General features: G+C 37.1%; 26 protein-coding genes and 1 riboswitch. Of the genes, 16 read left to right on the forward strand and 10 right to left on the reverse strand.

The genetic code is table 11. From position 1 onward, the window contains the following. The first annotated feature begins 19 nt into the window (after positions 1–19). A complete protein-coding gene (locus CXF85_RS01315; RefSeq protein WP_101226711.1) occupies positions 20–1420 on the forward strand; it encodes a DEAD/DEAH box helicase in 1401 nt (466 codons plus the stop codon). A 137-nt stretch (positions 1421–1557) separates the two neighbouring features. On the opposite strand, the gene cobA is transcribed toward CXF85_RS01315, so the two are convergent. Both cobA and suhB read right to left on the reverse strand, forming a co-directional pair. Next, positions 1558–2361, reverse strand: a complete 804-nt coding sequence (gene cobA, locus CXF85_RS01320) for a uroporphyrinogen-III C-methyltransferase (protein ID WP_101226712.1) — start codon at positions 2359–2361, stop codon at positions 1558–1560. A 181-nt stretch (positions 2362–2542) separates the two neighbouring features. Next, positions 2543–3346 (reverse strand): inositol-1-monophosphatase, encoded by an 804-nt coding sequence (gene suhB, locus CXF85_RS01325; RefSeq protein WP_101226713.1) that lies wholly within the window; start codon positions 3344–3346, stop codon positions 2543–2545. Positions 3347–3703: 357 nt separating this feature from the next. Between suhB and trmJ the strand changes: the two genes are divergently transcribed. The 12 genes from trmJ to CXF85_RS01385 all read left to right on the forward strand — a co-directional run bounded on the left by trmJ (position 3704) and on the right by CXF85_RS01385 (position 15661). After that, positions 3704–4510 carry a tRNA (cytosine(32)/uridine(32)-2'-O)-methyltransferase TrmJ gene (trmJ, locus tag CXF85_RS01330; protein ID WP_101226714.1) on the forward strand — a complete coding sequence of 269 codons (807 nt, stop codon included), beginning with the start codon at positions 3704–3706 and terminating at the stop codon, positions 4508–4510. A 32-nt stretch (positions 4511–4542) separates the two neighbouring features. Then, positions 4543–5352 (forward strand): serine O-acetyltransferase, encoded by an 810-nt coding sequence (gene cysE / locus CXF85_RS01335; protein WP_101226715.1) that lies wholly within the window; start codon positions 4543–4545, stop codon positions 5350–5352. Between the two features lie 286 nt (positions 5353–5638). Then, positions 5639–6145 (forward strand): Fe-S cluster assembly transcriptional regulator IscR, encoded by a 507-nt coding sequence (gene iscR, locus CXF85_RS01340; protein WP_101226716.1) that lies wholly within the window; start codon positions 5639–5641, stop codon positions 6143–6145. 48 nt (positions 6146–6193) lie between these two features. After that, a complete protein-coding gene (locus CXF85_RS01345; RefSeq protein ID WP_101226717.1) occupies positions 6194–7408 on the forward strand; it encodes an IscS subfamily cysteine desulfurase in 1215 nt (404 codons plus the stop codon). 113 nt (positions 7409–7521) lie between these two features. Continuing rightward, positions 7522–7905 (forward strand): Fe-S cluster assembly scaffold IscU, encoded by a 384-nt coding sequence (gene iscU, locus CXF85_RS01350; RefSeq protein WP_101226718.1) that lies wholly within the window; start codon positions 7522–7524, stop codon positions 7903–7905. Positions 7906–7916: 11 nt separating this feature from the next. Next, positions 7917–8240: an iron-sulfur cluster assembly protein IscA gene (gene iscA / locus CXF85_RS01355; protein WP_101226719.1), complete on the forward strand. Its 324-nt coding sequence runs from the start codon at positions 7917–7919 to the stop codon at positions 8238–8240. Between the two features lie 171 nt (positions 8241–8411). Further along, positions 8412–8939: a co-chaperone HscB gene (hscB, locus tag CXF85_RS01360; RefSeq protein WP_101226720.1), complete on the forward strand. Its 528-nt coding sequence runs from the start codon at positions 8412–8414 to the stop codon at positions 8937–8939. 100 nt (positions 8940–9039) lie between these two features. Next, positions 9040–10902 carry a Fe-S protein assembly chaperone HscA gene (hscA, locus tag CXF85_RS01365; RefSeq protein ID WP_101226721.1) on the forward strand — a complete coding sequence of 621 codons (1863 nt, stop codon included), beginning with the start codon at positions 9040–9042 and terminating at the stop codon, positions 10900–10902. Between the two features lie 92 nt (positions 10903–10994). Beyond that, entirely contained in the window at positions 10995–11333 is a 339-nt protein-coding gene (gene fdx, locus CXF85_RS01370; protein WP_101226722.1) for an ISC system 2Fe-2S type ferredoxin, read from the forward strand. Between the two features lie 209 nt (positions 11334–11542). Next, on the forward strand, positions 11543–11977 hold the full coding sequence (locus CXF85_RS01375; protein ID WP_101226723.1) for a hypothetical protein: 435 nt from the start codon (positions 11543–11545) through the stop codon (positions 11975–11977). Beyond that, positions 11955–13187: a hypothetical protein gene (locus tag CXF85_RS01380; protein WP_101226724.1), complete on the forward strand. Its 1233-nt coding sequence runs from the start codon at positions 11955–11957 to the stop codon at positions 13185–13187. The genes CXF85_RS01375 and CXF85_RS01380 overlap by 23 nt, the downstream gene beginning before the upstream one ends. Positions 13188–13195: 8 nt before the next feature. Then, a complete protein-coding gene (locus CXF85_RS01385) occupies positions 13196–15661 on the forward strand; it encodes a putative bifunctional diguanylate cyclase/phosphodiesterase (RefSeq protein ID WP_101226725.1) in 2466 nt (821 codons plus the stop codon). Between the two features lie 243 nt (positions 15662–15904). Here the strand turns inward: CXF85_RS01385 and CXF85_RS01390 are convergent, their stop codons facing one another. Then, complete coding sequence (locus CXF85_RS01390; protein WP_101226726.1) at positions 15905–18244, reverse strand: peptidase U32 family protein; 2340 nt, start codon at positions 18242–18244, stop codon at positions 15905–15907. 145 nt (positions 18245–18389) lie between these two features. On the opposite strand from CXF85_RS01390, the gene CXF85_RS01395 reads away from it, so the two are divergent. Continuing rightward, a complete protein-coding gene (locus tag CXF85_RS01395; RefSeq protein WP_101226727.1) occupies positions 18390–19091 on the forward strand; it encodes a glutathione S-transferase in 702 nt (233 codons plus the stop codon). On the opposite strand, the gene CXF85_RS01400 is transcribed toward CXF85_RS01395, so the two are convergent. The 3 genes from CXF85_RS01400 to CXF85_RS01410 form a co-directional block, all read right to left on the reverse strand. Beyond that, positions 19088–19621: an NUDIX hydrolase gene (locus CXF85_RS01400; protein ID WP_101226728.1), complete on the reverse strand. Its 534-nt coding sequence runs from the start codon at positions 19619–19621 to the stop codon at positions 19088–19090. The two genes, CXF85_RS01395 and CXF85_RS01400, sit on opposite strands and share 4 nt — an antisense overlap. Before the next feature lie 170 nt (positions 19622–19791). After that, positions 19792–19995 (reverse strand): helix-turn-helix transcriptional regulator, encoded by a 204-nt coding sequence (locus tag CXF85_RS01405; protein WP_101226729.1) that lies wholly within the window; start codon positions 19993–19995, stop codon positions 19792–19794. Further along, a complete protein-coding gene (locus CXF85_RS01410) occupies positions 19992–20414 on the reverse strand; it encodes a hypothetical protein (RefSeq protein ID WP_101226730.1) in 423 nt (140 codons plus the stop codon). Before CXF85_RS01410 ends, CXF85_RS01405 begins: the two co-directional genes overlap by 4 nt. Positions 20415–20662: 248 nt before the next feature. On the opposite strand from CXF85_RS01410, the gene CXF85_RS01415 reads away from it, so the two are divergent. Continuing rightward, positions 20663–21040, forward strand: coding sequence for a response regulator (locus CXF85_RS01415; protein ID WP_101226731.1), 378 nt, complete (start codon positions 20663–20665; stop codon positions 21038–21040). An 84-nt stretch (positions 21041–21124) separates the two neighbouring features. On the opposite strand, the gene CXF85_RS22710 is transcribed toward CXF85_RS01415, so the two are convergent. After that, on the reverse strand, positions 21125–21262 hold the full coding sequence (locus tag CXF85_RS22710; RefSeq protein ID WP_157829004.1) for a hypothetical protein: 138 nt from the start codon (positions 21260–21262) through the stop codon (positions 21125–21127). Positions 21263–21618: 356 nt separating this feature from the next. Here CXF85_RS22710 and CXF85_RS01420 point away from each other — a divergent pair, with 356 nt between their 5' ends. After that, positions 21619–22968: a hypothetical protein gene (locus tag CXF85_RS01420; protein ID WP_101226732.1), complete on the forward strand. Its 1350-nt coding sequence runs from the start codon at positions 21619–21621 to the stop codon at positions 22966–22968. Between the two features lie 81 nt (positions 22969–23049). On the opposite strand, the gene CXF85_RS01425 is transcribed toward CXF85_RS01420, so the two are convergent. From CXF85_RS01425 to cobO, 3 genes are all read right to left on the reverse strand, one after another. Then, a complete protein-coding gene (locus CXF85_RS01425; RefSeq protein WP_101226733.1) occupies positions 23050–24930 on the reverse strand; it encodes a TonB-dependent receptor domain-containing protein in 1881 nt (626 codons plus the stop codon). A 36-nt stretch (positions 24931–24966) separates the two neighbouring features. Further along, positions 24967–25118, reverse strand: a riboswitch (cobalamin riboswitch). A 35-nt stretch (positions 25119–25153) separates the two neighbouring features. After that, positions 25154–26050, reverse strand: a complete 897-nt coding sequence (locus CXF85_RS01430; protein WP_232771034.1) for a cobalamin-binding protein — start codon at positions 26048–26050, stop codon at positions 25154–25156. 112 nt (positions 26051–26162) lie between these two features. After that, the gene (gene cobO / locus CXF85_RS01435) at positions 26163–26777 is read right to left on the reverse strand and encodes a cob(I)yrinic acid a,c-diamide adenosyltransferase (RefSeq protein WP_101226734.1); all 615 of its coding nucleotides are present in this window, start codon (positions 26775–26777) and stop codon (positions 26163–26165) included. Positions 26778–26786: the final 9 nt, after the last annotated feature.

Consider the following 26786-nt stretch of genomic DNA (forward strand, 5'->3'; position numbering starts at 1 on the left):
ACTTTTTAAAGAGATACTTATGAGCGATACCCCAACCAATTTTACTGATTTAGGTTTATCTGAAGCATTACTAAAAGCAGTGCGTGACAAGGGATACGACACGCCTTCACCTATCCAAGCACAAGCGATCCCAGCGGTTCTTTCTGGACGTGATGTCATGGCTGCAGCACAAACGGGTACTGGTAAAACGGCAGGATTTACTTTGCCATTATTACAGCGCCTTTCTAGCAGTAATGGTAACAAGGTTTCATCTAACAACGTAAGAGCGCTAATATTGACGCCTACTCGTGAGTTAGCTGCGCAAATAAGTGTAAATATTGAAGAATATGGTAAGTACTTAAACTTACACTCAACCGTTGTATTTGGTGGTGTTAAAATTAATCCACAAATGGCGCGTCTTCGCCAAGGTGTTGATGTACTAGTAGCAACGCCAGGACGTCTATTAGATTTATACAATCAAAGAGCTGTTAAGTTTAGCCAACTAGAAGTATTCATTCTTGATGAAGCTGACCGTATGTTAGATATGGGCTTTATTCGTGATATTAAAAAATTGATGACAGCTTTGCCAAAAGAGCGTCAAAATTTACTTTTCTCGGCAACATTTTCACCTGATATTCGCGCCTTAGCTAAAGGCATGGTAAATAATCCATTAGAAATTTCAGTTGATGCAGAAAATAGCACCGCAGAAAAAGTGACTCAATGGTTAACTGCGGTTGATAAAAAACGTAAACCTGCTGTATTAACGCATTTAATAAAAGAAAATGACTGGCAACAAGTATTGGTTTTCACAAAAACCAAACATGGTGCAAACAAGCTTACTAAGCACCTTGAAGCTGAAGGCCTAACTGCGGCGGCTATTCATGGTAATAAAAGCCAAGGCGCACGTACAAAAGCCCTTGCTGCCTTTAAAGATGGCTCAGTGAAGATATTAGTAGCAACTGATATTGCTGCCCGTGGTATTGATATTGATTTATTACCACAAGTGGTTAACTTTGATTTACCGAATGTTCCTGAGGATTATGTTCACCGTATTGGTAGAACAGCCCGTGCAGGTAATACCGGACAAGCATTGTCTTTAGTGTGTGCCGATGAGTTAGATTTATTGTGGGGCATTGAGCATGTTATTCAGCAGCACATCGAACGAAAAGTTATTGAGACGTTTATACCTGCAAATGAGTTAGGCGAATCCCGTGCTATCAAACCGTTAAGACAAGGTAAGCCACCAAAGTCAGGTAAGTCTCAATCGGCAGGTAAGGGCAGAGTTGAGCACAAAGATGGTCAACGTTCAGGTCGTAATGCTAATGGTAACAATACCAGTGGAAATAAAGCAAAGCCGGGCAATGATTCTTCTAGACGTAAAAAACCTGAATACGATGGTACTAGTCCTAAACCTCGTAGAGCAATACGCCCTACAAAATAACCAGCACAGTTAATTCAGTACTTAATTCATTCTCAGAATTATGTAACTAAAAAGCCTTATGACGAATAGCTAATATTCTTCATAAGGCTTTTTTTATACTAAATTTTGACAACCAACACCTTGGATTAATTAAAATATTAAGGTGTTAAGTAACCTAAGTTAGTCAGTTGTTCACTAGGAAATATGCCCACCACATCACCAATAACAATTAAACTTGGTGGTGTTATCTTATGTAAAGCGACTAACTTGGTTAAATTAGCTAACGTTCCCTTTATCACTTGTTGGTCTTTGTGAGTACCTTTTCGAATCAACGCCGCCGGTGTATTGATATCACGGCCCGCTTCTATGAGCTGAGCGGTGATTATTGGCAAACTTTTTATGCCCATGTAAAAAACAATGGTCTGTTCTTTATCATTTAATGCCTGCCACGGAAGGTCTAATGCACCATCATCTTGCACATGACCGGTTATAAATGTGCAGCTTCTTGCTACTTTTCGGTGGGTCAATGGAATGCCAGCATAACTAGTACATGCCGATGCCGCTGTCATGCCAGGAACGATGTGGCAAGCGACGCCATGACTCAATAAAAATTGAGCTTCTTCAGATCCGCGTCCAAAAACAAAAGGATCACCGCCTTTTAAGCGAACAACTTTTTTACCCAATAAAGCATTATCAACCAATAACTGATTAATGCCATCTTGCGGAACTCTATGATCTGCTTGTTTTTTTCCTACATATATCTGTTGGCAAGTACTCGGTAGTAGCGACATGATTTCTGCACTAACTAACCTATCATAAATGACAACTTCAGCTTGCTTAATAAACCGATAGGCCTGCAATGTGAGTAAGTCTGGATCTCCAGGTCCTGAGCCAACGAGGGCAACCTCTCCAGCAATAAAGGCTTGTTTTGTTGTGTTCGTATAAGTATTAGTATTTTCCATGGGCTCTCTTAATCGATTCTTCTATTGACTACTTAGCTAACCTAAAGCAAAAAAGGCGCCACGTTCTCTTTATTTAAAAAGATAACGTGGCGCCTTTAAGTATAGCGTTTAATGTATACCCGTTCTCATTCAAAGTGCTCTAAGATATGCATCTTGATTGTTACGGAGTATAAATGCAAAATTACTTGCTAAGAGCATCACCTAAATGTGGGCGAATTTCTTTTAAAACATCTTTTAATATACGTGTGTTTGCTGCAACAATATTGCCTGAATTTGAATGATTATGACCGCCAGTAAAGTCAGTAACTAAACCACCTGCTTCAATCACTAATAATTCACCTGCAGCAGTATTAAATGGTTTAGTACCAATTTCAAAGAAACCATCAACACGGCCCGCTGCTACATAAGCAAGGTCAAGTGCAGTTGAACCGGCACGACGTATATCAGATGATTTTTGGAATAATGCTGAGAACATTGCCATGTAAGCAAGGCTATGTTGTTTGTGCTTAATAGGGAATCCAGTCGCTAAGATAGTGCCTGAAATCTCTTTGTTTTTATTAACACGGATTCTGAAACCGTTTAATTGTGCACCTTTACCACGACTCGCTGAGAATAATTCTCCACGAATTGGATCAAATACAACAGCTTGGTCTAATTTGCCTTTAACTTTTAAAGCAATTGAAACCGCAAAGTGTGGAATACCTTTGATGAAGTTGGTTGTGCCATCTAACGGATCGATAATCCATTGATAATCGTCATCACTGCCTTTTAAAACACCAGACTCTTCACCAATAATGGTGTGATCTGGGTATGATTTACGAATAGTCTCAATAATGGCTTCTTCAGAGCTAATATCAACACTGGTGACGAAATCGTTAGTGCCTTTTGATTCAATTTCAACTTTATCAAGTTGCTCCATAGAGCGAACGATAACTTTACCTGCTGTACGCGCTGCGCGCACGGCAATATTTAGCATGGGATGCATAATAGAGTACCTATTTGTAAATAATTTTTAAAAGAACGATTCATTTCCAAGCAAACATTGTCTTGGAAAATTGAGCGCGCAAATTATAGCAAATATAAACGCACTTAGCGACAGAATTATTAAAGTAACGTTTAATAATTGAACTATTTGTTTAATTACGTTTCTTTAGAGTGAAAAAAACTATTAAATATCAAATTGCCATAGATAAATAGCGCTAATATGCGTGCTTTTTGTTAGCTACAGCAGTACTCTTCTATGTTAGAATATTGGCCATCTAGATGGGCTGTTAATAACGAGCGGGCAATAAATTGTTCTCGCTGTTAATAAGCACGAATAAGCAAACAAGAAGAGTAAACAATGTCAGATTCTCAGCAAAGTACTACAGGTTCACTATTAGACCGCGTTAAAATTGTTTTAGTTAATACTTCCGACTGTCGAAATATCGGTAGTGCAGCACGCGCAATGAAAACAATGGGATTAAGTCAGCTTATATTAGTCGACCCTATTGAAATGCCTAATGGTCAAGCTCAAGCGATGGCTGCAGGTGCAACCGACGTTTTAGCTAATGCTAAAGTGGTTAGTACTCTCGCCGAAGCAATTGAAGATTGTGGTTTAGTTGTTGGTACAAGTGCCCGTTCACGTACATTACCTTGGCCTATGTTAGAGCCTAGAGGTTGTGGTGAAAAAATGATTGCTGAAGCACAAGAGTATCCTGTCGCATTAGTCTTTGGCCGCGAAAATAGCGGCTTAACGAATGAAGAATTACAACTTTGTCATTTTCATGTGCAGATACCGGCAAATCCAGATTACAGTTCGTTAAATTTAGCGATGGCTGTACAAACATTAAGTTATGAAGTCCGTACTAGTTATTTATTAGCGCATGATCAAAATTATCAAGAGCGTAGTACAGGGAATGGTAATTCAATTGCCAAACCTAAAAATGAAGATGATGAACTCTATCCTGTTATAGAAGAATCGGAACGTTTTTATGAGCACTTTGAAAAATCACTTAAAGCGACCGGTTTTATTGTCGAAAACCACCCTGGTTTAGTGATGACTAAACTAAGACGTTTATTTAATCGTGCCAGACCTGATGTTAAAGAAATTAAGATGATGCGTGGGATTTTTGCCTCGATGGAAAGGTCTAGTAAAGAGAAGTCGTAACAGCCACTTAAAAGAAAGAGAAGGAATAGTTTATGTTTAGCCGTATCAAAGAAGATATCAATAGTGTCTTTGATAGAGATCCAGCCGCTCGTACCAGTTTTGAAGTTATTCTCAATTACCCGGGCTTACATGCAATTTGGATTCACCGATTAAGTCATAGATTATGGTGCGCTAATTGGAAACTTTTAGCGCGGGTAATATCAACCTTCTCTCGCTGGTTAACGGGCATTGAGATCCATCCCGGTGCAAAATTAGGCCGTCGCGTTTTTATTGACCATGGTATGGGCATTGTCATCGGTGAAACTGCTGAAGTAGGCAATGACGTAACGCTTTATCACGGTGTAACCTTAGGTGGAACAAGTTGGAAAGCGGGTAAACGTCATCCGACTCTAGAAGATAATGTTGTTATCGGTGCTGGCGCACAAGTGCTTGGACCAATAACGATAGGTAAGGGCGGTAAAGTTGGCTCTAACTCTGTTGTTGTTAAAGATTTACCTGCAAATGCTACCGCAGTAGGTATTCCAGGACGCATTGTTCCGGATAAGCACAGTAAAGATGAAGGTCAACAGCGAGAAGAAGCGGCTAAAAAATATGGCTTTGATGCTTATGCCGTTTCTCACGACAACCCGGATCCTGTCGCTAAGGCGATTGGTCGCTTACTCGATCATGTGCATCTAATGGATGATCGGGTCAGTGCGCTCTGCAAAGAAATAAATACTTTAGGTGGTAATATCTGTGATAAAAACCTACCTGAGTTAAGAGTGGGTGAGTTTGTCGAAGATGAAAAGGCCGCTGCGGAACGACGTGAAAATAAAGTGGCCAGCTTTGATCCTGAAATTTAACCTCGTTATTCCCTTTTTAGTACGCTATCTGTAGTCTATCTCGTCATTAAAAATAATAGTTGAGTAAAACACTCAACTATTACTTTTCGCAAAACTTCTCTTGGTGTATAATACCCGAGTAAACTGCTAGGGTATTTACTTGACTAATTTGTAGGGTTATGTAAAATTGCGCAGCATTTGCAATATAAGCCATTTTTTTCATGCTTTTTTGTCAAATGGTTTTGATTTAGTCATCCTACTAAATTGATATTTTGAGTACACCAACAGAGTGTTTTGAGAACAGATTATGAAACTTACCTCTAAAGGTCGTTACGCAGTTACTGCTATGTTAGATGTTACTATTCATGCGGTCTCTGGACCTGTATCTCTAGCTGATATTTCAGAACGCCAAGGCATCTCTTTGTCGTATTTAGAGCAGCTTTTTTCTCGTTTACGTAAAGAAGGTCTAGTGACGAGTGTTCGCGGTCCTGGTGGCGGTTATCGCTTGGGCAGATGCTCAGCACAAATTGCCGTTGCAGATGTTATTTATGCGGTGAATGAAAGTGTTGATGCAACTAAATGCTCGGGTAAAGGAAATTGTCAGGGTGGAGAACAATGTTTAACGCATTCCTTATGGGAAGGCTTAAGCCAACGAATTGAAGAATTTTTGAAAAACATTACCTTATCCGAATTAGTCGCGAAGGGTGATGTGCAAGAAGTTTCTAAGCGCCAAGATGAATTACATATCAATGCTCACAAAAGCATAGCCTTAGAAACATTAATAACCACTAAAAATGTAATGAACGACTGGTAATAACTAGTCGAGTCGTATTAAAGATTTACCATCGGAGAGTGTTAGCGAATGAAGCTTCCTATATATTTTGATTACTCAGCTACTACACCAGTAGACAAACGTGTAGCAGAAAAAATGATGCAGTATATGACCAACGATGGTCATTTTGGTAACCCTGCATCTCGTTCACATAAATTTGGCTGGCAAGCTGAAGAAGCGGTTGATATCGCTCGTAATCAAATTGCTGAGTTAATTAATGCTGACCCACGTGAAATTGTTTTCACGTCTGGTGCTACTGAATCAAACAACCTTGCTATTAAAGGTGCTGCTAATTTCTATAATAAGAAAGGTAAGCACATCATTACTTGTAAAACTGAACATAAAGCAGTTTTAGATACCTGTCGTGAATTAGAACGTCAAGGTTTTGAAGTAACGTACCTTGATCCAGAAGAAAATGGTTTAATTGATTTAAATAAACTGAATGACGCTATGCGTGATGACACTATTTTAGTGAGTATCATGCATGTAAACAATGAAATTGGTGTTATTCAAGACATCAGCGAAATTGGCGAAATGTGTCGTGCACGTAAAATTATCTTCCATGTTGATGCTGCACAAAGTGCCGGTAAAATTAACATCGACATGCAAGCATTGAAAGTTGATTTAATGTCAATTTCAGCACATAAAATGTATGGACCAAAAGGCATTGGCGCATTATATGTAAGCCGTAAGCCGCGTATTCGTTTAGAAGCACAAACACACGGTGGCGGACATGAGCGTGGTATGCGTTCTGGCACTTTAGCGACACATCAAATAGTCGGTATGGGTGAAGCTTGTCGACTAGCTAAAGACGAAATGGCACAAGACCAAGCACACGTTACTGCAATGCGTGATCGTTTATGGGCTGGCGTAAATAGCATGGAACAAGTATTTATTAACGGTGATGCTGATAAACGCTACCCTGGTAATTTAAATGTTAGTTTCAACTTTGTTGAAGGTGAGTCACTCATCATGGCATTGAAAGATTTAGCTGTATCGTCTGGTAGTGCATGTACATCAGCAAGTTTAGAGCCGTCTTATGTACTTCGCGCTTTAGGTCTAAATGATGAAATGGCACATAGCTCAATTCGTTTTAGCTTTGGTCGTTTTACTACGACAGAAGAAATTGATTATGCAATTGACCTTATTAAAGGTGCAATTGGTCATTTACGTGACATGTCACCGCTTTGGGAAATGTTCAAAGATGGTATCGATTTAGATTCAATTGAATGGGCTGCTCACTAAGTTATTTCTAGGCTAATACCTATAATATAACTTAGTAAACAATTCATTATTTTAAATAACATTTGGTGTTAAATAGTTCCTAGGAATTATTTAGCACATGCTAGGAGAGTCACATGGCTTACAGCGAAAAAGTACTAGATCATTATGAAAACCCACGTAACGTAGGTTCAATGGATAAAAACGATCCATCAGTAGCAACTGGTATGGTTGGCGCACCAGCGTGTGGCGACGTAATGAAGTTACAACTTAAAATTTCTGATGACGGCATCATTGAAGATGCAAAATTCAAAACTTACGGTTGTGGTTCTGCGATTGCTTCAAGCTCATTAGTTACTGAGTGGGTTAAAGGTAAATCAATTGAAGAAGCCGGTAAAATTAAAAATACTGCTATTGCTGAAGAATTAGCGTTACCACCAGTAAAAATTCATTGCTCTATTTTAGCAGAAGATGCTATTAAAGCAGCGATTGAAGATTATAAATCCAAGCAAAGTAAATAACGGAGATAGCAATGGCTGTTACCATGACTCCTGCTGCAGCTGAACGCGTTCAATCGTTCATGAAAAACCGTGGCAAAGGACTTGGACTTCGTTTAGGTATTAAAACCACCGGTTGTTCAGGTTTAGCCTATGTGCTCGAATTTGTTGATGATTTAAATGAAGATGATCAATTGTTTAACATTAAAGATGTTAATATCATCATCGACGAAAAAAGCTTAGTTTACCTTGATGGTATTGAACTCGACTTTACTAAAGAAGGTTTGAACGAAGGCTTTAAATTCACCAATCCCAACGCCAAAGGTGAGTGTGGGTGTGGTGAGTCGTTCAACGTATAATGTGTAAACTCTTTGCAACTTGATTCAATTACGGCGTTGAAAGTGCTCATTGACTAACGTCAACTCCGCGCTTTCGCCTTGTACTTGAACCGAGTTCCTTCGAGTTTTAAACATTATTAAATTTTAGCTTACTATAGAAAGCTTTTAGACCATTTCCTCTAGGTATAAGCAGTGAATTACTTTCAATTATTCAACATTGAAGTTTCCTTTGATGTCGATTTACAACAACTTTCATCAAATTATCAAACCTTGCAAAAGACTGTGCATCCTGACAAGTTTGCCCATGCATCTGAGCAAGAGCAGCGAATTGCTGTACAAAAATCTGCGCATATTAACGACGCTTATCAAACACTGAAAAATCCATTACAACGTGCCCAATATATTCTTGTGCAACGTGGTGTAGAAATGCCGAACGAACAGCATTCTTTCCAAGATACCAGTTTTTTAATGCGTCAAATGGAATTGCGAGAAATGCTTGAAGACGTTAGACACTCTGGTGACGTTGATGCAGCATTACTGGAAGTACAAAGTGTTTTGTCGACAGAATACTTAGCGCTTTCTCAAATAATGAGAACGCAGCTCAGTGAAAATAATGCAGCATCAAATAGTGCAGCGTGCGATAATTTACGTAAATTAAAGTTTTATCAAAAGTTAAATGTTGAAGTGGACCGTCTTGAAGACAGTTTATTGGATGACTAGTGTGACTAGCAAACACTTCAACGTTAAACACTTTTGATTAAACTAAGAAAAAAAAACTAAACTTGAATTTAACCTTAAACTAAATCATTGAAATAACATCATGGCTTTATTACAAATTGCAGAACCCGGTCAAAGTACCGTTCCTCATGAACACAGATTAGCTGCAGGCATTGATCTTGGTACCACTAATTCCTTAATAGCTAGTGTACAAAGCGGTAACGCAAGTACCTTAAGCGATGATGAAGGCCGTGATATATTGCCATCTATTGTTAGCTATCAAGCAGACAATATTTTAGTTGGTCAAACAGCGCAGGCACTTAGCATTGAAGATGCTCAAAATACCATTACGTCTGCTAAACGTTTGATAGGTCGTTCATTGAAAGACATTCAAGGTAAATATCCTTCTTTACCTTATGAGTTTTGTGGTGATGAAAATCATCCTGAAATCAAAACAAGGCAAGGCGCTGTTAACCCAGTTCAAGTCTCAGCAGAAATATTAAAAACGTTAAAGCTTCGAGCACAAGCTGCTTTAGGTGGAGAGCTCACAGGTGTTGTAATTACCGTGCCAGCTCACTTTGATGATGCTCAAAGACAAAGTACAAAAGATGCAGCGAAATTAGCGGGTGTTAGCGTACTACGTCTGTTAAATGAACCGACAGCGGCCGCGGTAGCTTACGGGTTAGATTCAGGACAAGAAGGTGTTATTGCTGTCTACGACTTAGGCGGTGGTACCTTTGATATCTCTATTTTACGTTTAAATAAAGGTGTTTTTGAAGTATTAGCTACGGGTGGTGATTCTGCACTTGGTGGTGATGACTTTGATGTTGTATTGGTTGATTATCTTGTTGAACAAGCGGGATTAATAAGACCTTTATCACCTTCGTTAGAACGTCAATTGATGCAGCAAGCTTGTTTTGCTAAAGAACAGCTAACAACTAATGAACAAGTTGATATTACTATTTCTCTTGATGACAATAGTGACTTCAAAACAAGTTTAACCAAAGCACAATTGAATGAACTTATTGGCTCATTAGTTAATAAAACATTACGTGCTTGTCGTCGCACACTTAAAGATGCTGATATTACTATTGATGAAGTCATCGAAGTTGTGATGGTTGGTGGTTCAACGCGCGTGCCATTGGTACGTAGCGAAGTTGAAAAACATTTTCAGAAAACACCGTTAACGTCAATTGATCCTGATAAAGTGGTCGCTATTGGCGCTGCTATTCAAGCGGATATTTTAGTGGGTAATAAACCTGATAGTGATATGTTATTACTTGATGTGACTCCGTTATCGCTTGGTTTAGAAACCATGGGCGGTTTAGTAGAGAAAGTCATTCCACGAAACACCACAATACCGGTTGCTAAAGCACAAGAGTTTACCACTTTTAAAGATGGTCAAACGGCAATGGCTGTTCATGTATTACAAGGTGAGCGTGAATTAGTTGAAGGTTGTCGTTCGTTAGCCCGTTTCGAATTACGTGGTATTCCGGCAATGACAGCTGGTGCAGCACATATTAGAGTAACCTTTAAGGTTGATGCCGATGGTTTACTCTCTGTCTCAGCGATGGAAAAGTCTTCAGGTGTTGAATCGAGTATTGAAGTTAAACCTTCATTTGGTCTTGATGACAATCAAATTAGTCAGATGATCAAAGACTCAATGAGTAATGCTGCCGAAGATATGCAAGCCCGTATGTTGAAAGAGCAACAAGTTGAAGCTTCACGCGTTATAGAGTCAGTTCAAGCGGCTTTAGTTGCTGATAGCCATTTACTTAATAGTGACGAAGTAGCAGTGATAGAAAGTTTGATAAAGTCACTTGCTAAAGTAAGCATGGGTTTGGATATAAAAGCGATAGAGAATGGACTTGATAAGTTAAGCGCAGGTACAGATGTATTTGCAGAACGACGTATGGACAGTTCAATTAGCCAAGCACTTGCGGGTCAGGCTGTTGATAAAATTTAGCGTTTCGTTAGAATATGCTTTAAACAATGTTTAAAGCGCACTCAAATAATATTTAAGTTAGGCGAAAGCCTTGCAAGCAGAGAATAATTAAAATGCCAAAAATTATATTTTTACCCAATGCAGAGCTATGCCCTGATGGCGCAGTAGTTGAAGCCGAAAAAGGCGAGAGCGTATTAAACGTTGCTTTAAGAAATGACATCGGTATTGAACATGCTTGTGAAAAAGTATGTGCGTGTACTACCTGTCACGTTATTATTCGTGAAGGTTTTGACTCTATCGAAGAAGGTGATGAACTTGAAGAAGACATGCTTGATAAAGCTTGGGGACTAGAGCCTGAATCACGTCTTAGTTGCCAATCTATTGTTGGTGATGAAGACTTAGTTGTAGATATCCCTAAGTACACTGTAAATATGGTTTCAGAGAATCACTAACTAAACTATCAAAAATCAATAAAAAGGGTAATAGCAGTAATGTTATTACCCTTTTTTATTACCCTTTTTTATTGCCCGGTGATTTTTTATAATTGAAATAGTAAGGAGGATCGGCAGGCTTGATTACTTTTTTTGTTGTTTATCTTGAATTATACGAATTAGCGACAATACTAGATATGGTTTTACTTGAAAAGGGTATGGGGTGAAATATGAATCTAAAACATTATATCCTACAATTAATTGCTCTTTTAGTCTACATTTCTCTTATTAAGCAAAGTTATGCAATTGAAATAATAGTCAATGAATCTGTTAATTTATCAAAAATATCTTACCAGCAAATTAAATCAATTTACCTAGGGCAGCAATCTCATTGGCCTAATGGCCACTTAATTAAGCTTTATAAGTTACCTTCAAAACATAAAACCCATCAATTATTCGTTAAACAGACTCTTGGTCTTTACCCTTACCAATTTAATCGTCGTTGGCAAAAACTGTTTTTTAGTGGTTTTGCGGCAAAACCTATTGAAGTTTTTACCGAGAACGATATAGCAAAAGCTGTAGCTAATACCCCAGGGGCAATTGGTTATATTGAAAATAAAATAATAATGAAAGGTGTCCGCTATGTTGCGTTTTTTGATGAATAATAAGTGGATAATACTCTCAATACTACCTTGCTTGGCTTTTGCAAACGGGAAAAATGATTTGTCTTTTGCCGGCTTTGTCTCCCAAGGTATTTCTTATACTTCAGATAATCAATTCTTTGATGCAGAAGATAATACCTCATTTAATATGACTACATTAGCTTTGCAAGCAAACTATCTTTTTAACGACCAAATAAGGCTCTCGGGTCAGGCCTTATATCGAAACTGGGGAAAAATAGAAAGTTCTAGAATAGATTTTTTGATGGCGGACTATCAATTTATTAACCAACAAAATTACAATATTGGTTTTCGTTTGGGACGAATAAAAAGTGATCTTGGTGTTTTTAATTCTACTCGAGATATTCCCAGTGCGAGACCCTCAATATTCTTACCTCAGTCGGTCTATCAAGACACCTTACGCGATACGACAACATCTTATGATGGACTTTCTCTGTATGGAAACCAGGTATTTGATCTTGGTCGACTTAATTGGACATTGGCTTATGGACGTTATCCAGTATCAAGTGATTTAAGTGAAAGTATTCTAGGCAAAGAGCTTGGCGGTGAGATAAGTACAAAAAATAATACCCAGATACATTCCACTTGGGAGTCTGTTGCTGGTAATTGGTCTGTTTCATTGGGTTATGAAAACCCCCAAGCTTTTGCAAAACCTCTTTTTGACATTAATGATCCTATCGCAATGGAAGCAGGGGATATAAAATTTGATCGCTATATTTTTTCTCATCAATATTTTTCAGCGCTGTGGGATCTAACCTTTGAGTTTATTTATCAAGATACAGAAATTAAAGGTTTTGAATTATTTATACCTTATTTACCATCGTTTATTCAACAACCAGTCTTTCCCGAAATAACAACAGACAGTTTAGTTAATGTTGGTTTTTACGCGCAGTGGCGCTATTTCCTTAATGAGGATTTAACCTTAATGTTACGTTATGGTAAGTACTTTACCGATATTGATGACAAGGACGGCTCTCAATACCAGCAAGACACAGGTATGCCTGATTTTAGTCGTTACAGCTTTGACTTTAGCACTGGGGTAAAGTGGAAATTATCATCTAGATGGCAAATTAATTTTGAAGGCCATTTTTTTGAAGGTACAGCGGCCATTTCACCTACGATTAAATTAGATCACAGCGATAACGATGAAAAATATTGGCAGTTGTGGTCTTTACAAGTTTCTTATAGTTTTTAGGGGAGATTATGAAGCACAAGCAGCTTGCACATAAGAATATAAGTTTAATATGGAAGGTATTATTTATTTTATTTTTATTCCAATCGATAGTTATACTGTCATATGCTTACTTGGCAAAGCAAGAGCTTGATGAACGACTCATTCAGGAAAAAATTAACTTCAGACAGGTGTCAGAGGTATACCTGAAAAATGCCATTGACCTTCATGTACAAACAATTGAGGATGCCATTTATAAACTTGTTAGTGTGCAAGATAATTCAGAACAAGTTTTAGTTGATTATTTTAAACAAGAATGGCCTAACCTTTCTATAGATTGGGGATCAACGGGGGCTGCTCTTTATTACCAAAGTAATCTAAGAGCTTTTGAATATGGGCAGGTCGAACTTAGTGATGTTAAGCAATATATACAATCAAGTAGCCAGTCAGGCCTTCCTGAGCACTATATCGCCTGTAATAATAGCTGTTTGCTCAATATTCTTATTCCTTTAGAATTTAATACAGGTGATGCTACTTTAATTATTAGTACCAGCTTACTTAATCCTATTACTCAGTTCCAACAGCTTTTAAATTTAAAAGCAGTCATGATTACTCCCGTTGATATAGAAGACCAACCAAGAGATGAGCTGAATCAATTGTTTTGGCTTGATACTCAGTTCCAAATGTTAAAAATAGAAGCAAATAAGTATTACTATCAGATATTGAAGATGGTCAATAAGGAAATGTCAGTAGGAGATCTCTTAAAAAAAGGAGTGATTAGTGAACTTGAAAGTGCACACTATTTTATTAGTCTTTTTCCGATACCTTTTGTTAAGAATGGTAGAAGTTTTTTTGTTATTTTTAATGATGTTAGCCAAACACTGTCTTTGGACAAAAGGTTCAATCAAACATTTATTTTGTTTTCTATTATCACCATTTTTATCATGTTCTTTGTTATTTTAATTGTTTTATGGAAGCCTATTGCTCGAATTAAAAAGTTAGAAGAGTACTTACCGACTCTAGCGAAAAGTAAGCATATTAAGGCATTTTCATCAGGGGAACATGACAACATTTTTTGGGATGAAATTGATGTTTTAGAAGAGTGCTCTAATGACTTGGCTGTGCGATTAAATCAGTTAAATAATGTGGTAAATGACCGAGAAAATGAGTTAAAAAAAATAGCAATGTTTGATAGTACAACGGGAATTGCCAACCGAGATAATTTTTTAGCAGCGCTACAACAAAAAGTGAGTAAGCTGAAAAAGGATGGCTCTTTCATTGCTATATTTTTTATTGATTTAGATCGATTTAAGCATATTAATGACACCTTAGGTCACGATGTTGGCGACAAAGTATTAACAACTGTGGCACAGCGTTTGCAAAATAGTATTAGAAAAAGCGACCTTGTTGCACGGCTTGGTGGTGATGAATTTACCGTATTATTAGATAACCTTAATAGCCAAGAAAACATCTTGAAAATAGTAAAATTGATATTAAAGAGCTTTGAAGAGCCAGCTAATATCGACAATAAAATGATCAATATACAATTGAGCATAGGTATTACGACGGTTAACAACCCTAAAGATTCAATTACAGATATTATTAAAAAAGCTGATATCGCCATGTACACAGCTAAAGGTTCTAAAATTCAACGTTTTTCATTTTTTAAAACTGAGATGGAAAGCATTATTTTAAATCAGTTTAATCTGTTGAATGACTTTCCTAAAGCACTCATTAAAAAAGAACTGCAACTTCATTTTCAACCTTTTTATTCCATTAAAGACAATAATTTATTTGGTTTTGAGTGTTTAATTCGTTGGCATCACGATGAGCGAGGTTTGCTGATGCCTGATAGTTTTTTACCGATATTAAAAGATACTGAATATATGCCAGTACTCGAAGAGTGGGTTTTGGAGGAGGGGATTAAGCGCTGTCAGCAATTATGTGAATTAAGTGCAAGGCCATTAGTTTTTGCTATTAACTTAAGTGCAGATACTTTTATGTCATCTAGAGTAGTAGAAAAAATTGCACGCTTCTTAAATACTTATAAAGTTAGCCCACAAAATATATACATAGAAATAGTCGAAGATACTTTAATTAGTAATATTGATGAGGCCATTATTCGAATTAAAGAACTACAATATATTGGCATAAAAGTTTCAATGGATGACTTTGGTGTCGGTTATTCTTCGCTGAATTATTTAAGGCGCTTGCCAGCTGATAATATTAAAATTGATAGGAGTTTTGTAAGTGAATTATTGCAGGATGAAACCAGTCAGAAATTACTGGCATCCTTAATTGATTTACTCATCAATATTGGTAAAACAGTAACCGCTGAAGGTATTGAAACCAAAGAGCAATTAGCGTGGTTAAAGCGGCATGGATGTCACATTGGTCAAGGTTATTACTTTAGTAAGCCAGTAGCTATTGATGAAGCAATTAAGTTAATTACTACATCCCTTGATAATGTTAGTTATGTTGAATTTAAACGAGACTAATAAAAGAAATACCACTGACTAAGGCTGAAACGTCACTTTATAGGTTTTTTATATCGTCCTATGCTTTGCAATGCAGAAACAGATGAAAAGGTAACTGTTTATGAACAAACATCTATAAACAAATGTAACAACGAGTATTTTAGCTCAGGTTCCCCCAAAGCACTGCTTTATAATAGCTTATACTTCACTAAATGAAGCATAAGCTAAATAACCAAGGAAGCTAATTTTTAATGTTTTTCGACTTTACAGACCGTTATGGTATTGCACATTGGTTGAGTCTGGCACTAGTGAGTTAAGTTTATCTTGTGCGTCTGATTGCTCGCTCGATAGTTCGTTTGAGTAGCCAACTGATGCGCTATTTTCATTGTTAAGCAACTGTTCAAATTGCTTAATGAGAAGAGCTTTATCAGGCGATTCTTTATCACCAGCACCTATGTTTGTTAAATCAATCATAAAGCCATCAAATAACTGCGTTAAGTCTTTTATGATTTCGGTATTTAAAAACTGATCTTTATTATAAATACTTGGGTAACCTGCTTTTTGCTTATCAATAGCAAAAGAAATCCCTTTAAGATTAGTGATACTGGTCGACTTATCGCATGACAGCATACAGCCATTATCAATGCGCGGCTTTTCACAACCAACACTTTGTTGGAAGAAACACTGCCTGCTAGTCATTAATAAAATAGGGTGGTAAACGCTGTAAAGCATCTTAAAGTTTTCAGGACGGGCGATAGTTTTCATTTGTTGACGGTTTATTTCATTTGAAATAAACGCACCGCTACAGTTAAAGGATTCTTTCATCGCTAATAACGCATAAGAGTTAGTCGTATTTAAGAACGGCCCTGCAATCCACTCTATGCCTAATTCAAATGCTCTATTGGCTATACCGGTATTATTGGTGACGATTAATTTAGGTTTTACTTGTTCTAAAATATTTACTGCAACATCATAGTCTTTACCAATTAGTACCGAAGGGAACCATGGAATAAGGCGTGGGTTTTCTTTGAAAAAGCTAACGTATTTAGTGCAGCCACGCTTATAAGCATCAGGTAACTTAAAGTAAATATCGGCATCGGTTACATCACCAAGGTTAATATCGCTTTCATCACATATTAATAGCGATAATTTTGCCGTATCGTCTTTTTTATCGTGACGTATTAATTTAGGTAATTCTACTTCTGCTAATACAGTTTTACCGTCATTGAGTAGTGCGGCTATTTTATTTTTAAGCGTAGTAAGCTCTTTAAAAGCAATGGTGACACTTTCTGGCATATCGTCAGTAGATAGCTCGCTTAAGTTAAATTCTGCGTTATTGAAGCTTTTAAAACGCTTTTCTATAGCACTATGATCAATGCAGTTTTTTTCACTAGCGATAAGTGCACGTTCAGAATGCATAACATGTATTTGCTCTTGCGGCGCTTTATTGGAAAAGCCTTGGCTTATTTTTTGATTATCTGTTTCGTTAATTTTGATAGTAACGGTTAATGGCTCGCCGACTTCACCTGAGAATACTAACGAGAGATCACGTTTATCAATACTTAGGTGTTTTATTTTATCAAATACATCTGCGTGAATTTCTTCTTTTTCGTCATTTAAGCTTTGTTCAACGTCTTGAATTTGGACCACAGAAATAGCATTACTTTTATCAATAGCGTGATATTTAGAATTATCACGTGGGTTTTCAATAAACATTGATTGGTTTAAATCGCCACGTAAAAAAGCATTAGAAAAATCGCGGTTGAAAACCTTGTACAAGCGTTCGCCATCTTCAAGTAATTCACCGGTTTCTACAAATCCATCTATTTGTTTACGGAAGCTATCAATAACTGTGTGAACATAACTTGCACCTTTGATACGACCTTCAACTTTAAATGAGTGAACGCCAGCCTCTATGAGGGCAGGTAAATCAAAAAATGCCGAGTTGTCTTTAATATTTAATGGGAATTTATTACCTGATTCGGTAGGTTTATATTCTTCGCGACACGCTTGGCTGCAACGACCTCTATTACCTGAATTACCGACACTGGCTGAGGTTGAATAACATAAACCAGAAAAGGCGACACATAACGAACCGTGCACAAATACTTCGGTAAGCACGTTTTCTTCCTGTGATACGGCAGTAATCGCGGTGATTTCTTTTAAATCTAATTCACGCGATAAGTTAACACGCGAGGCACCGAGCTTTTTCAAAAAGGGAATTTGGCCAATGTTATGGGTTGTTAATTGTGTCGACGCATGAATATCAAGGGTAGGGAAGTGCTTCTTAAGGATATAGAGCATGCCCAAATCTTGCACTATGACACCATCAAGTGTGGTGTTGGCTAATTTACTTAATAATTTAGCCAGCGTTTTAAATTCGCGTTCTAGAATAATGATGTTTAGCGTTAAGAATATTTGGCATTCATACTCATGTGCTAGTCGAATAATACCGACGAGTTCATCAAAAGAAATATTAGCAGCACGATTTCGTGCATTAAAAGTATCTAAACCGCAGTACACCGCATCTGCGCCAGCAATAATTGCTGCTTTTATCGCGTCGATATCACCACCGGGGGCTAATAATTCAATTTTAGGACTCATTTATACAACTTTAGCCAATTAAACGGCGGTTAAATTTTAAAGGGGGGATTTTACTCGTATAATGAGCCAATGAATACCGTTTAAGTCGCTTATTTATTGTGATACTTACTATCATAAAGCATTACAGCAGTGGAATACCCTATCAATGAATGACACTTTTCATGAAAAAAGTAATAAAAAAACGAATGGTACGAGTACGTTACCCATTCTTTATTCGTTAAGAAATTGCCCTTATGCCATGCGTGCCCGACTTGCTATTTTTAAAGCTAAACAGACAGTATTACTTCGCGATCTGGTATTAAGTAATAAACCCGCAGAAATGATAGCCGTTTCACCGAAAGGGACAGTACCGGTAATAGTGCTAGCCAATGGTACGGTAATCGAAGAAAGTTTAGAGGTTATGTTGTGGGCTTTACAAGAAACGGACCCTAATGATCTGCTAGATTGTCAAAACGAGAGCGCATTATCAGACATGCTTATGCTCATTAATGAATTCGACAGTGATTTTAAAACGTGTTTAGAAGCCTATAAATGTGCCAAACGTTATCAAGAAGATAATGTTGTTGAGTGCCGTGAAGTTTGTCAGTTATATATTCAACAATTAGAACAACGTTTAACAGCACACAGCTTTCTAATGTCGAATAAAGAAAGTCTAGCCGATATTGCGTTAATTCCCTTTATTCGACAATTTGCACGAATAGAGCGGCAGTGGTACTTACAATCACCTTATCCAATGGTAAGGCAATGGTTAAATGGTTATTTGCAGAGCCCCGTCTTTACTAAAGTAATGGCAAAACATCCTTTATGGGTCGATGAGCCACAAGATGTTTTATTTGGCGGAAATTAACACTGCAGAGATTCGGTCAGTAATTCACTGACAATAAGTTTGAGTAAAAAGGTCTCTCGCTCTATCGAAAGGCCTTTTTTGTCACTTTTAGCTATGGTTTCTTCATTGTGAGCAATGGCCTGATGTATATTCATCCAAACAGGGTGCATGCCATTATTCAATTCATGGGCTTCAAGTTCCGGCTCAAGTAATTCATCATCAATTGTGCAGGTGTAGCAATAAGATTGCATATGCATAATATCAAAACCACTTTTATGCCATGGTCGATACTCTTCATAAAGACCAAATTCTTCAATGTTTTTTACATTATGAGCGCCGGTTTCTTCTTTTAGCTCTCTAATTAATCCATCGATATTGCTTTCGCCTTCATCAATGCCACCACCGGGTAAACTATAGTCGTGATAACGCTTGGTATAAAGAAGCAAGATATTTTCACCGTTAAGCACTATCGCTCTAGTGGCTTTTCGAGTAAAACTTTTGGCTGAAAGAATGCTGATATCAGCATTAATTGTTGATTTGAGTAGACGCATAATAGGACAGTTAATAAGATAATGATTAATATTTATTGTGCTATAGATGGGGACTTTCGTGACGTTTATCAAGCCAGCTGAACTAACAGTAATAATAAATACAGGAATTAATATAGGGGGAGGAGTCGCGTTAACAATGATTAACGCGACAAGTATTTAGCATCTACACTTTAGACTGTTTCAACTTCATCATGAAAAATATCTTCAATGGATAAGTTAAATAACCTTGCTGCTTTAAATGCCAAAGGTAAGCTTGGATCAAACTTACCTTTTTCAATGGCATTAATAGTCTGTCTTGATACTTCAAGAGCGCTAGCAAGTTGTGCTTGTGTCCAGTCACGTTCAGCACGTAATACTTTCAAGCGATTTTTCATTGGTATTTCCTATGGCCAGAGATGACTGCTATCAGATAAGTGATACCCATTAAGATAACCAAATGAGCAATTTCTGGTTGAAAAGTTATCAACTTTATATCTTCTAGTAACTCATAGCTTAAACCAACTACTAAGCCGATCCCTAGTGCTAAAGCCATTGCTTCAAGCAGTATTTTTTGCTGCATTTCATCTAGACCACGCAAATACGCTCGGTTGGCAATTAACATGCGAAAACCAATACCTAAATTAACAACTAACGCAATAATAGTTAAACTTGTATTGAAATCCCAAATGAATTTTGGTGCAAAAGCGGCTATAGCCATGGTGACTACCCAAGCAATGGTCCAGTTTCTTAATTTCACCGTATTGGCACTATTTTTTATTTGATAGTTATTTTTATCATGTTCTTGTTTAGACATAAGTAAAATCTCTTTGATTAAATGTAAAGTAAGTTTGACTTTACTATAGTCTTGCTAGCTTTAAAGTCAAGCTTACTTTACAAAAAAGATTGGTTTGTTAGTCTTTTTGATGTTTAGTCATAAATTGTTATTAGGGGGGAAATTAATGAGGTAGTGGAAAAGTAATTACGGACAGCTATAATTTTTACTTAATATTTTATTTAAGCTTTTATTTGAAAGCAGACTTTTAATCAAAAGGATTTATTAAGATGAAGATATTAGTAGTTGATGACATGCCATCAATGCGTCAGGTGATGATGCACATGCTTACCAGTTTAGGGTATAACAATCCAGATGAAGCAAATTGTGGGATACAAGCATTGAAAATGTTGCGACTAAATGATTATGACTTACTCATTACAGATTTACATATGCCTAATTTAAATGGCGAACAATTGTTGAGTAAAGTGAGGGGGGATAAAAAACTCTGTAATTTACCTGTATTAATGGTATCTAGTGAAGATGATAAAGCTAAAATAATGAATCTTATTGCCTGTAAAGTAACAGGATTTATGGTTAAACCTTTTGATTTAAATACCTTAAAAAAGCAACTGTCTAGGATACACGGCAATATTCAAACTGCTTGATAAATGTGCATCTGTCGTTTTGATTTATCAACTTTAAGTTAGTATCAGGCTAATTCGATGAACCCTATATTTTACTAAGCGACGCTAATTATCACTTTCATGGGTCTGCTTCTCATGCAAGTCATGCCGTATTTTGGCTAAGTCGACTTGTAACCAATGCACTAATTTTTTAGCATCCATAGGCCTAGCAAAATAATAACCTTGTACTAAATCGACAAGCATTATTGTTCCTATGGGTCATGGAAAGTTGTTTGATGAAAATTTACGGTAAAATCAAGATAAAAATTTCTCTTATAAATTAGCGTAGAGAATGAAATTGAATAAAACAAGGTGGCTAGTTATAAGGTAAGTGACTGTCAAAAATAACTATTGTGATTGTATTTGTTTAGTTATTCTTGTTGTGATTAGTAAGGAAATAGTCATAACAAAAGTTAACTAATTGAGGTTTAAAGTAGGTATAATTCTACGGAACACGCTCTGTCAGGGTCATATTATCTTTCAGTTTATTACGCTGAAGTCATGGCAGTTATATCATTTCATTTATCCGTTATTTTGAATAACGACTTGAGGAACTTCCCTTGAACAAATACCTAATCCCCCCTCTATTGCTTACCCTGTTTCTTCAAGGTTGTGGTAGTAGTTCATCAGATACACCAGATATACCAGTAGAGCCAGTAGAATATACTTTTTCATTAACAGCACAATTGACTAACGATTGTGGTGTAGCCAGTGCTTTTACTGATGTTGAACTATTACTTCAAGATGACACATGGCAAACCCTTGATACCTATCAGGCTGATGTAAATGGATTAATAACTTTCGTCACTGAAAGTGAGTTTATTAATTATACTCTAGTGGCCAAAGACCAGCAGGGTACTGAAGCTGAAGGCTTAAATGTAGTAAGCTATTATCAAGCCAATAGTGCAACCCCATCGCATTATCAGGCACAGTTTGATAATAAACTTGATGATCTTAATGAAATAACTTGTGAGTGTGTGAAGCAAGACCTGAAATTAACGCATCGCTCCTTTGCGGCTCAAACATCGGTGACGAGTTCTTTGGATTTCGCTAGCTCTAGCATTATAGATAGTGGCACTACATTATTTGAAGGGGTTAGAGCTTGTAAAACCTTGGATGGAGTTTGGCCATTAAGTTCATTTTCTATATCTGGTAGAGATATAAATGAAAAATCGATAGGGGTTGCTGGATTTATTGATGAGTTTACGGTCAATGATGAAGGTCTTTGGTTATTATCAGCATTAGAATTTGCAGATGAATTTCAATTAACCCCCCCTTATCAAGAGACTAGCACTAATCAGATAATTCAAGGAACGGAACACTTTTCTGTAGAAGTCGCTAAAGATGAGCAAAGCTTACTTATTTTTGATACTCATCCATATGTCAGTGAAGCCTATTATCAATCTCATGCCAGCGTTACTTTTGTACCAAGTGACTCTATTTTTCGTAGTTCTGTGATTAAAAATCATCATCAAATCATTTCACCGAGTGCAGAAGAATCTTTGTCTATAATGGCTAGTGAGTATCAACCTGCTTTTAACGAACCATACTTTGATGAAATTAACGCTGATGGTAGCTACGACTATAGCGCAGTTGCAGGGTATCCTATGGCCATCATCAACTTTACCTTTACCGCTTATGATCCCGATACAAAGCTATTAATGCCTGCAAAGTGGACATTTTATGGAGCAGATAAAGGTGTATTAGCGATAAGTGCGCCATTAACGGGTTATGAAGATATTATTAATCTTGATACTAATATAGAAAGCACCAATGTACGCTTAATAAAAAGTAATATGAATAATGACTATCAAGATTATATTAAACATTATCAAGGTGATAGTGCTTTGGATGTCAATAATGACTTTGTTAGGAATATGACCGCTGCAGAACTTGCGCTTAAATTTTAATTAACTAATTTATACTATTAAAAAGCCTGCAATTGCAGGCTTTTTTTGTTCTCAAATTATAAAGCTTATTCAGTATCAGAATTAAAATTTATAATCTAACGTTATGCTATAACCACGCTCAGCTCCAGGGTATTCACTTGCAGTGTTATAATTTTTATCAGTTAGGTTTGTCACTTTAGCGAATACATTTATTTGGCTATTTAAGCGATAATTTACACCTACATCAAACAATGTATAAGCTTTTAACGTTTTATCTACTGCATTGGCATTATCGTAACTACTACCTTGATAATTAGTATCGAAAGTAAAATCGATCTCTCCAAATGAGTAGATAAGATTATAATTAGCTGTGAAATTTGGTCGACGAGCTAACTGTTGTGCTGTTGTTTTATCTTCAGCATCAACATGACTCAATGTTAACGTGTTATTGGTGTTGTAAATGTCTGCTGTAAAAGTTGCTTCAGCACCTAATATTTTAGCTTGGGCAATATTTTTAGGCTGCCAAGGGCTGTATGGATCAGAAATATCCACAGGAGCCCATTCTATCAAGTTATCAATATCTGTTTGATAGATAGATAATTCCGCAGAAAAGCTATCATTTTGATAGCGAGTTAAAAACTCTGAGCTATCAGCGGTTTCTGAAACTAAGTCAGAGTTTCCTGACCAAGGATAATACAAATCATTAAAGCTAGGTGCTTTAAAAGCAGTACCGTGGCTTAAAGAGAACAGTAACTGTTCACTCACTTGGTAGCCAGCTGCTAATTGGTAAGTAGTTTCACCATTTATATCACCCACTTTATCGTAACGTACTGACGCTTCTAACTTTATCTGCTCAATATCATGACGACCTGTAACAAAAATAGCGTTAGCATCACGTTTAGTTTCATCGTATGCGTTATTACTATCAATGCTTTCCGTATACCACTCTATACCCGCAGTGACTTCTGAAGAGTCAGCAAAAGGAAGCTGAGCTAAAGCTGTTACTTGATCACGCGTTGTGGTGAATAAACTATTTGGATTATTAAAGCCATTTTGATCATTGAAATCACTGTAGTTATCTTCATTACTGTCTTGAGAAGTACTTAAACCCAATTGCAAATATAGCTGTTCTAACTGAAGATGATTTCTTAATAAAAAATGATAGTTTTCGTAATTGCTTTCATCACCACTGTATTGAGTGTCAGCATCAATTTCTGTGTTGCCTTTGTCATATTGGGTGTTTAATTCAAGCGCATATTGTTTGGTAAATTGACTTGTTCCAGCAAGCCCTACAGATTGACGGTCATAACCATCATTATCAGTTTGGTCAACCGTATAGATACTGCTGCCATCAGGTACAATCACATCAAAACCATCAGATTTTTCCGCCGTAGCACTTAATGTATAACTGTGTTCTTCATTGCCAAAGCCTAAAGCACCATAACCTTGATATAAACTATTATTGCCTAACTTTATTCCTGCTTGGCCTTCACCTGCACTTAAGTCACGGGTAAAAATTTGGATTACGCCACCAACGGCATCTGAACCCCATAAGGCAGCTCTAGGTCCTTTAATTACTTCCACACGTTCAACCAATTGAACAGGTATGTCAGCAATGCTCTTTACGCCAAGTGTGGCAGAGCCTACGCGAACGCCATTCACTAACACTAATATGTGATTTGAATTAGTACCACGTACAAATGATGAAGACTTATGAGCAGAAGTACCTTGTGTACTAATTGAAATACCAGCAACACGACCCAGTAAGTCACTGATAGACAATGGTTGGATTTGCTCTATTTTTTCTCTAGTGAAGATATTCACTGCAGCTAAGGTATCAAATTTGTTCTGAATGCTGCGGTTAGCAGTAATGACAATGTTTTCATCAGCTTTATTAATCATTGCAGTGTTAGTTGGCTCTGCAAAAGAAAGTGATGAGTAAAGTAGGCTGCTAATACTTAGTGCTATTATTGTTTTTTTCATGTTTTCCTCAGTTATAGGCACCCACCGTGCTTACAATGATAAATTAAATTTTAGGCCGGTCTCCGGACTTGAATTATCAACAATTGATAGCTCACACCGTTGCGGGGGCAGTATTGGTTTTACCAATTTCCCGTTTCACCTTTAGCTATGATTGAGATCAGTTGATAACTCAGAAATAAAGCTATTAGGCACCTAAAATATTTCTTAGTGACTAGCGTTTAGACTAGCTATGTTTTTGTTGCAAAATCGTCCTTGTTTGATCGATGGTTGCACACAAATTTTTTAATTCCGTTAAGCTACGTATTGACATTCGATGCATGGCATCAGCATCAGGTTGAATTATCTGTTTATTGGCAACAGCTGGTATTATTGGCCAATCTTGCCAATTAAAAGCTTCCCGATCTTTTTGATTTACCGATAGCGGCTGAATAATGAGTTGTACTGAGGCTGGTAGTACTTGCTCAATACTAATTTGCGGGTATGGTGTGATTACCTGTTGAAACGGGTTTTTGACTCTGCATATATTTAAAAACTGCTGAGGCCAACTGCCTTTAGCTACGGTTGTTAAAGGGCGTGACCAAAGCTCGTAAAAGCCAGTGATTTCAGTCTTATTTTTGTAGGTGTTTTTTATTATCGCTAATTCGTGTTCAAATTTTTTCGCAACTTGTTCGCCTTGTGCAGTGTGACCGGTAATTTTAGCAAAGCGTCGTACTTCGTTGGCGATATCTAAAAACGTGTGAGGTTGAGAGTAAATAACCTTGAAACCTAGTTGTTCTAATCTCGCTAAATCATCACTTGGATTACCACTTTTCCACGCGATTATTAAGTCTGGCTGAAGCTCAATAACACGCTCTAGCTGTAAGCGTACATAATTACCTATCCGGGGTATTTTTTTTGCTTCTTCAGGATAGTCTGCAAAAGCTGTGGTACCAATTATTTGTTCGCCGGCGCCAATATTATAAAGCATTTCGACAATGTGTGGGGCTAACGCGATAATGGTTGGTTTGCTTTTATCTTTTGTTAATTCATAACCCGTTTCTTTAAAAGGCACAGCAAAAGCAGCGCTTGAAATGACAAGTAAAGTACAAAGTAGGGCAGTTAATTTTATTGTATATTTCATGGTATAGTTATGTGCGCTTTCTATTTGGTTATATGAAATGTATGTCGCTTTCTTGAGTGAAAATCTAGCCAAATAATGGCCCGTTTTCATTCTTTTATTAATGAGGCGAACCTTACCAATCAATACCTTTTTGCGCCTTAATACCGTTATCAAAAGCATGTTTGATTGATTGTACTTCGCTGACAGTATCAGCAAGTTCAATAATAGCGCGATGACATGCACGGCCAGTAATAATGACATGTTGATGTTTAGGACGATTATTTAATGTTTCAATAACGTCATCTAAATCGAGATACTTATATGACAACATGTAGGTCATCTCATCTAATAAAACTAAGTCAAGGCTCGGGTCGCTGAGTAATTCTTTACACTTAAGCCATACTTGTTTTGCAGCAGCAATGTCTTTTTCTTTGTCTTGAGTATTCCAAGTAAAACCTGTGCCCATGACACTAAATTTCACCCCCGCATTTTCAAGTAAGTTGCGTTCACCACAAGCCCAAGTGCCTTTGATAAATTGCGCTACAGCAGCATTAAGGCCATGACCTACCGCGCGGGCAACTGTGCCAAAACCAGACGTGCTTTTACCTTTACCGTTGCCCGTGATAACAATCAGTAAACCGCGTTCATCAGTAGCACTATCAATGCGAGAATCAACTTTCTCTTTTAACTTTTGCATTCTTTGCTTGTGCTTCTCAGTCGTGTTACCAGTCATTTTTTCATCAGTCATAGTGGGATC

The sequence above is a fragment of the Colwellia sp. 75C3 genome (genome assembly GCF_002836255.1).
Taxonomy (GTDB): Bacteria; Pseudomonadota; Gammaproteobacteria; order Enterobacterales; family Alteromonadaceae; genus Colwellia.